Source organism: Blastococcus sp. CT_GayMR20, from assembly GCF_004570345.1.
Window position 1 is genome coordinate 1 of the sequence record NZ_SPQM01000211.1, and the last position, 5,968, is coordinate 5,968.

Annotated in this window: 5 protein-coding genes; all 5 read left to right on the plus strand. The window is 74.8% G+C overall.

The features are described from left to right. Positions 1 to 133 precede the first annotated feature (133 nt). The 5 genes from murG to pgeF all read left to right on the plus strand — a co-directional run bounded on the left by murG (position 134) and on the right by pgeF (position 5,939). Entirely contained in the window at positions 134 to 1,183 is a 1,050-nt protein-coding gene (gene murG / locus E4P40_RS25610; protein WP_135161149.1) for an undecaprenyldiphospho-muramoylpentapeptide beta-N-acetylglucosaminyltransferase, read from the plus strand. Further along, positions 1,180 to 2,628, plus strand: coding sequence for a UDP-N-acetylmuramate--L-alanine ligase (murC, locus tag E4P40_RS25615; protein WP_135161145.1), 1,449 nt, complete (start codon positions 1,180 to 1,182; stop codon positions 2,626 to 2,628). The genes murG and murC overlap by 4 nt, the downstream gene beginning before the upstream one ends. After that, on the plus strand, positions 2,625 to 3,446 hold the full coding sequence (locus E4P40_RS25620) for an FtsQ-type POTRA domain-containing protein (protein ID WP_135161146.1): 822 nt from the start codon (positions 2,625 to 2,627) through the stop codon (positions 3,444 to 3,446). The genes murC and E4P40_RS25620 overlap by 4 nt, the downstream gene beginning before the upstream one ends. Positions 3,447 to 3,810: 364 nt before the next feature. Then, entirely contained in the window at positions 3,811 to 5,148 is a 1,338-nt protein-coding gene (gene ftsZ, locus E4P40_RS25625) for a cell division protein FtsZ (RefSeq protein ID WP_135161147.1), read from the plus strand. Positions 5,149 to 5,186: 38 nt separating this feature from the next. Next, on the plus strand, positions 5,187 to 5,939 hold the full coding sequence (pgeF, locus tag E4P40_RS25630; protein WP_135161148.1) for a peptidoglycan editing factor PgeF: 753 nt from the start codon (positions 5,187 to 5,189) through the stop codon (positions 5,937 to 5,939). Positions 5,940 to 5,968 lie beyond the last annotated feature (29 nt).

A 5,968-nucleotide genomic window follows, 5' to 3' on the forward strand; every position in this document is an offset into this window, starting at 1 on the left:
CGGCCCGGTCCGGCGCCCGCCCGGCACCCGGTGCGGGCCGGCCGCGCCGGTCCGGGGGGCCGCGGTGACCGCGGGCGACCGCGTCCTCAGCATCGTCCTGGCCGGAGGTGGTACCGCGGGGCACATCGAGCCGATGCTGGCCCTCGCCGATGCACTGCGCCGGCGCGCCGACGGGGGCGCCGGGCTGCGGATCACCTGCCTGGGCACCGCCCGCGGGATGGAGACGCGGCTCGTGCCTGCCCGCGGCTACGACCTGCGGCTGATCCCGCCGGTCCCACTGCCGCGCAAGCCGACCCTCGACCTGCTGCGGGTGCCTGGACGGCTGTGGCGCGCCGTCGCCGAGACCCGGGCGCTGCTGGACGAGGTGTCCGCCGACGTCGTCGTCGGGTTCGGCGGGTACGTGGCCCTGCCGGCCTACCTCGCCGCCCGCCGGGCCGGAGTCCCGATCGTCGTCCACGAGCAGAACGCGCTGCCGGGCCTGGCCAACCGCGTCGGGGCGCGCCTCGCCACGACGGTCGCGGTGACCGTGCCGGGCACGCCGCTGCACAAGGGCGAGCACGTGGGCATGCCCCTGCGGACGGCGATCAGCTCGCTGGACCGCGCGGCGCAGCGGCCCGCCGCCCGCGCGGAGTTCGGTCTGGACGCCGACCGGCCCACCCTCCTGGTCTTCGGCGGCTCGCAGGGGGCGCAGTCGCTCAACCGGGCGGCCGTCGCCGCGGCCGACGCGCTCACCGAGGCCGGCATCCAGGTGCTGCACGCCCGGGGACCCAAGAACACGCACGTGACGGTTCCCGAGCGTCCAGCGGGTAGGGCCCCCTACGTGGTGGTCGACTACCTGGAGCGCATGGACCTGGCCTACGCCGCCGCCGACCTCGCCCTGTGCCGGGCCGGGGCGGTGACCGTGGCGGAGCTGTCGGCGGTCGGGCTGCCGGCCGCCTTCGTGCCGCTGCCCATCGGGAACGGGGAGCAGCGGCGCAACGCGCTGCCCGTGGTCGAGGCCGGCGGTGGCCTGCTCGTCGAGGACGCCGATCTCGGCGAGGAGTGGATCGAGGCGCGCCTCGTGCCGATCCTGACCGACCCGGCCGCCCTGGCGGGCTACGCCGAGCACGCTGCGGCGGCCGGCGCGCCCGAGGCCGACGAGCGGCTGGCCGATCTCGTCGTGGCGGCGGCGGAGGAACGATGAGCGCCGCGGACGTGGCGGCCTGGACCGATCCGGTCCCGGGCCTCGACGAGCTGGGAGCCGTGCACTTCGTGGGGATCGGCGGGGCCGGCATGAGCGGCATCGCGCGGATCCTGCTGGCCCGCGGCGTCCGCGTGTCCGGCAGCGACCGGCGCGACACCCCGACCCTGCTCGCCCTGCGGGCGCTCGGGGCGCAGGTCTTCGTCGGTCACGACGCCGCGCACCTCGCCGGCGCCGACACCGTCGTCGTCTCCACCGCGATCCGGCCCGACAACCCGGAGCTCGCGGCCGCCCGTGCCGGGGGGCTCCGGGTGCTGCCCCGCGCGGTGGCGCTCGCCGCCGTCATGGCCGGCCGGCGCAGCGTCGCCGTCGCCGGCACGCACGGCAAGACGTCGACCACGTCGATGCTCACCGTCGCCGTGCAGGCCTGCGGGGTCGACCCGTCCTTCGCCATCGGCGGCGACCTCAACGAGTCGGGGAGCAACGCGCACGCGGGGGAGGGCGACGTCTTCGTCGCCGAGGCCGACGAGAGCGACCGCTCCTTCCTGCTGCTCGCCCCCTTCGGTGCCGTCGTCACCAACGTCGAGGCCGACCACCTGGACAACTACGGCGACCTCGCGGCGGTCGAGGCGGCCTTCGACCGCTTCCTCGCCACGGTGCACGAGGACGGGTTCGTCGTCGTCTGCGCGGACGATCCCGGGGCGGCCCGGCTGGCCGGCGTCCCGACGGCGGCACGGCTGCGGACCTACGGGTTCGCCCCGGACGCCGACCTGCGGCTCTCCGACCTCGAGGTCGCACCCGACGCCACCAGCTACACGGCCGTGATCGACGGCCGCGTCCTCGGGCGGGTGCGCATCCAGGTCCCGGGCCGGCACATGGCGCTCAACAGTGCGGCGGCCCTGCTCTCCGGCCTCGAGCTCGGCCTCCCGGCCGAGGGCCTGATCGACGGGCTGGCCCGTTTCGGCGGGGTGCACCGGCGCTTCGAGCTCAAGGGCACGGTGGGCGGCGTCCGGGTCTACGACGACTACGCCCACCACCCCACGGAGGTCAGCGCGCAGCTGCACGCGGCCCGTGCCGTGGCCGGGACAGGACGTCTCGTGGTGGCCTTCCAGCCGCACCTCTACAGCCGGACCAAGGAATTCGCCGTGGGCTTCGGCGAGGCACTGGGGCTCGCCGACGAGGTCGTGGTGATGGACGTCTACGGCGCGCGGGAGGACCCGGTGCCCGGTGTCACCGGCGCGCTGGTCGCCGACGCCGTCCCGCTGCCGCCCGGGCAGGTGCACTTCGAGCCGTCGTGGTCGGCGGCCGCCCCGGCGCTCGCCGCCCGCGCCCGTCCCGGCGACCTGGTGCTCACGATGGGCGCCGGAGACGTCTCGATGATCGGCCCCGAGGTGCTCGACGCGCTCCGTGGCCAGTCCGGCGCCGTCCCGGCGGGCGAGGACCGATGAGCCGGACCGGCACGACGACCCGGGACCGCACCGGCCGGTCCCGGCGGACGTCGCCGCGCCGGACGTCGCCGGGCCGCAGCGCGGCGTCGGTCACCCCGCTGCCCTCCCGGCGGAAGCCGGCGCGCACGGACCGGCGCCGGCGGCGGCCGGTCCAGCTCGGTCTCGCGCTGGTGGCCCTGGCCGCCCTGCTCTGGCTGCTCTTCGCCGGGCCGCTCCTCACCGTCAGTTCGCTGCAGGTCGACGGGCTGCGGACCCTGCCGGCCGAGCAGGTGCGGGAGGCCGCCGGGATCGAGCGGGGCACGCCGCTGCTGCGGGTCGACGTCGACGCGGCGGAGGCGCGGGTGGCGCGGCTGCCGCAGATCGCCTCGGTCGAGGTGACCCGCGGCTGGCCCGACAGCGTCGTGATCACGGTCGTCGAGCGGGTGCCGGTCGCGATCGTCGGCCCGCCGGGGGAGCGGTCCCTCGTGGACGCCGAGGGCGTCCTGTTCGACATGGTGACCGGCGAGCCACCCGCGGGCGTGGTGCCCCTGGACGTCGCGGACCCGCGACCGGGCGATCCCGCGACCCTGGCGGCGCTGGCCGCGATCAGCGCGCTGCCGGCGGACGTGCGCGCGGGCGTCGCCGGTGCGGCCGCGACCGGTCCCGAGGACATCGCGCTGACGCTGGACGACGGCACCCAGGTGCGCTGGGGTGACGCCTCCGAGTCGGCGGCCAAGGCCGCGGCGCTCGGCGGGCTGATCGAGCAGCTCGCCTCCGGTGCCCTCGAGCCGGCCGAGACCATCGACGTCAGCACCCCGGACGCCGTCGTCCTCCGCTGAGAAACACCCCCTGCCCACCACCGCTCGCACGCCCGCGGCGGGACCCTGCTGTGGGCCGTCCATCGACACGCCGGGCAACGCGACACGCCCGACACGCAACATCTCTTTTCCGGGTTCCCGGTTCGACTGCACATCCAGGTATGGACCCCGGGATGAGACGTTTTCGAGGCGGGTCGTCACACCTCGTGGTGCTCATGTGACCAACGGGTCGCCCGAGGTTGGTGCGATCCGCGCACACCGACACGCCGGTCCCCGGAGGGTGTTTGTAGCGGTCTCCGCACCCACCTAACTTCGTCCTCGTCGACCGAGTTGACATAACTGTAAGGCTGAACTTGAGGATGAGGGTCCAGTTGGGGAGCGCCGCATGACACCTCCGCACAACTATCTAGCGGTCATCAAGGTCGTCGGCATCGGCGGCGGCGGGGTGAACGCGGTCAATCGGATGATCGAAGTCGGCCTCAAGGGGGTCGAGTTCATCGCCATCAACACCGACGCGCAGGCGCTGCTCATGAGCGATGCCGACGTCAAGCTCGACGTCGGCCGCGAGCTGACGCGCGGTCTGGGGGCGGGTGCGCAGCCCGACGTGGGTCGCCAGGCGGCCGAGGACCACCGCGAGGAGATCGAGGAGGTCCTCAAGGGGGCCGACATGGTCTTCGTGACGGCCGGCGAGGGTGGTGGCACCGGTACCGGTGGCGCGCCCGTCGTGGCGTCGATCGCCCGCAAGCTCGGCGCGCTGACCATCGGCGTGGTCACCCGCCCGTTCGCCTTCGAGGGCAAGCGGCGCGCGGTGCAGGCCGAGTCGGGCATCGAGGAACTGCGCAACGAGTGCGACACGCTGATTGTGATCCCGAACGACCGGCTGCTGCAGCTGGGCGATCGCAACGTCAGCGTGATGGACGCCTTCCGCACCGCCGACCAGGTGCTGCTGTCCGGTGTCCAGGGCATCACCGACCTAATCACCACGCCTGGTCTGATCAACCTGGACTTCGCCGACGTCAAGTCGGTCATGTCCGGGGCGGGCTCGGCGCTGATGGGCATCGGCAGCGCACGCGGCGACAACCGCGCGCTGCTGGCGGCCGAGCAGGCGATCGCCAGTCCGCTGCTCGAGGCCTCGATGGAAGGTGCGCACGGCGTGCTGCTGTCGATCTCGGGTGGCTCGGACCTGGGCCTGTTCGAGATCAACGAGGCCGCCTCGCTGGTCTCCGACGCCGCGCACGCCGACGCCAACATCATCTTCGGCGCCGTCATCGACGACGCCCTGGGTGACGAGGTGCGGGTCACCGTCATCGCGGCCGGCTTCGACAGCGGCCGGCCCAGCACCCGCAAGGACGCGACCGCTGCCGCACTGCCGGGCAGCTCGTCGAACATCGTGGCGCCGGGTGGGCTGCCGCCCTACCGGCGGCCGATGACCCCGTCCGGTGCAGCGGCCGGAGAGCGGCTGGTCGTTCCGCAGGCCCAGGCTCCCGCGCAGCCGGCGTCCCAGCCGGTCGCGGCACAGCAGGCGGCCACGCAGCAGACCCACGCCAACGGCTCGGGGGTGGGCGCCGGTCGTACGTCGAGCGCGTCGAACGGCTCGGTCAACGGCGGGGGCATCACCGTGCCGCCGCTGCCACCCATCCCGGGCCCGGTCGCCGGTCGCCGTCCGCTGTCCAGCGAGGACTTCGAGGAAGAGCTGGACATCCCGGAGTTCCTGAAGGGCTGACGCACACCCCTGGGAGGCCGACCGTAAGGTCGTCCTCGATGAGCACCGCACCGGCCGCTCCACCGTCGATCCGACCCCGCAGGGTCGTGACCGACCGGCGGGGCGGCCGGTCCGTCTCCCCCTACGACTCGTTCAACCTGGGCGACCACGTGGGGGACGATCCGGCCGCCGTCGCCGCGAACCGGAGCCGGGTCGCGCGGGAGCTCGCCGTGCCCGATGGCCGGCTGGTGTGGATGAACCAGGTGCACGGCACGGGTGTCGCGGTGGTGGACCGGCCGCAGGACGGCCCGGTGCCCGCCACGGACGCGCTGGTCACCGCGACCCCGGGGCTCGTCCTCTGCGTGCTGGTCGCCGACTGCGTGCCGATCCTCCTGGCCGACTCCGTGGCCGGTGTGGTCGCCGCTGTGCACGCCGGACGCGAGGGGGTGCGCCAGGGGGTGGTACCCGCCGCGCTGTCCGCCATGGCGAGCCTGGGGGCCCGCGCGCGCGACGTCACCGCACTGCTCGGACCGGCCGTCTGCGGTCTGGACTACGAGGTGCCCGGGGAGATGCAGGCCGAGGTGGCGCACGTCGCGCCCGAGTCCGCGGTCCGCACCCGGCAGGGGACGGCCGGCCTCGACCTGCGGGCCGGGGTGGCCGCGATCCTCCGGCGCGCGGGGATCCCCGAGGTCGTCCAGGACCCCCGGTGCACCGTCGAGGAGCCCACGCTGTTCTCCCACCGCCGCGACGGAGTGACCGGGCGGCAGGCGGGCCTCGTCTGGCTGGACGCCGGGCCGCTGCAGCGTCCCTGAGAGGATCGGGGCGTGGCCGGCCTCGAGGA

What these genes read in the sequence shown, in the direction of transcription:
- murG (WP_135161149.1), top strand. Translation starts at nt 134, where the DNA reads ATGCTGGCCCTCGCCGATGCACTGCGCCGGCGCGCCGACGGGGGCGCC.
- murC (WP_135161145.1), top strand. Translation starts at nt 1,180, where the DNA reads ATGAGCGCCGCGGACGTGGCGGCCTGGACCGATCCGGTCCCGGGCCTC.
- E4P40_RS25620 (WP_135161146.1), top strand. Translation starts at nt 2,625, where the DNA reads ATGAGCCGGACCGGCACGACGACCCGGGACCGCACCGGCCGGTCCCGG.
- ftsZ (WP_135161147.1), top strand. Translation starts at nt 3,811, where the DNA reads ATGACACCTCCGCACAACTATCTAGCGGTCATCAAGGTCGTCGGCATC.
- pgeF (WP_135161148.1), top strand. Translation starts at nt 5,187, where the DNA reads ATGAGCACCGCACCGGCCGCTCCACCGTCGATCCGACCCCGCAGGGTC.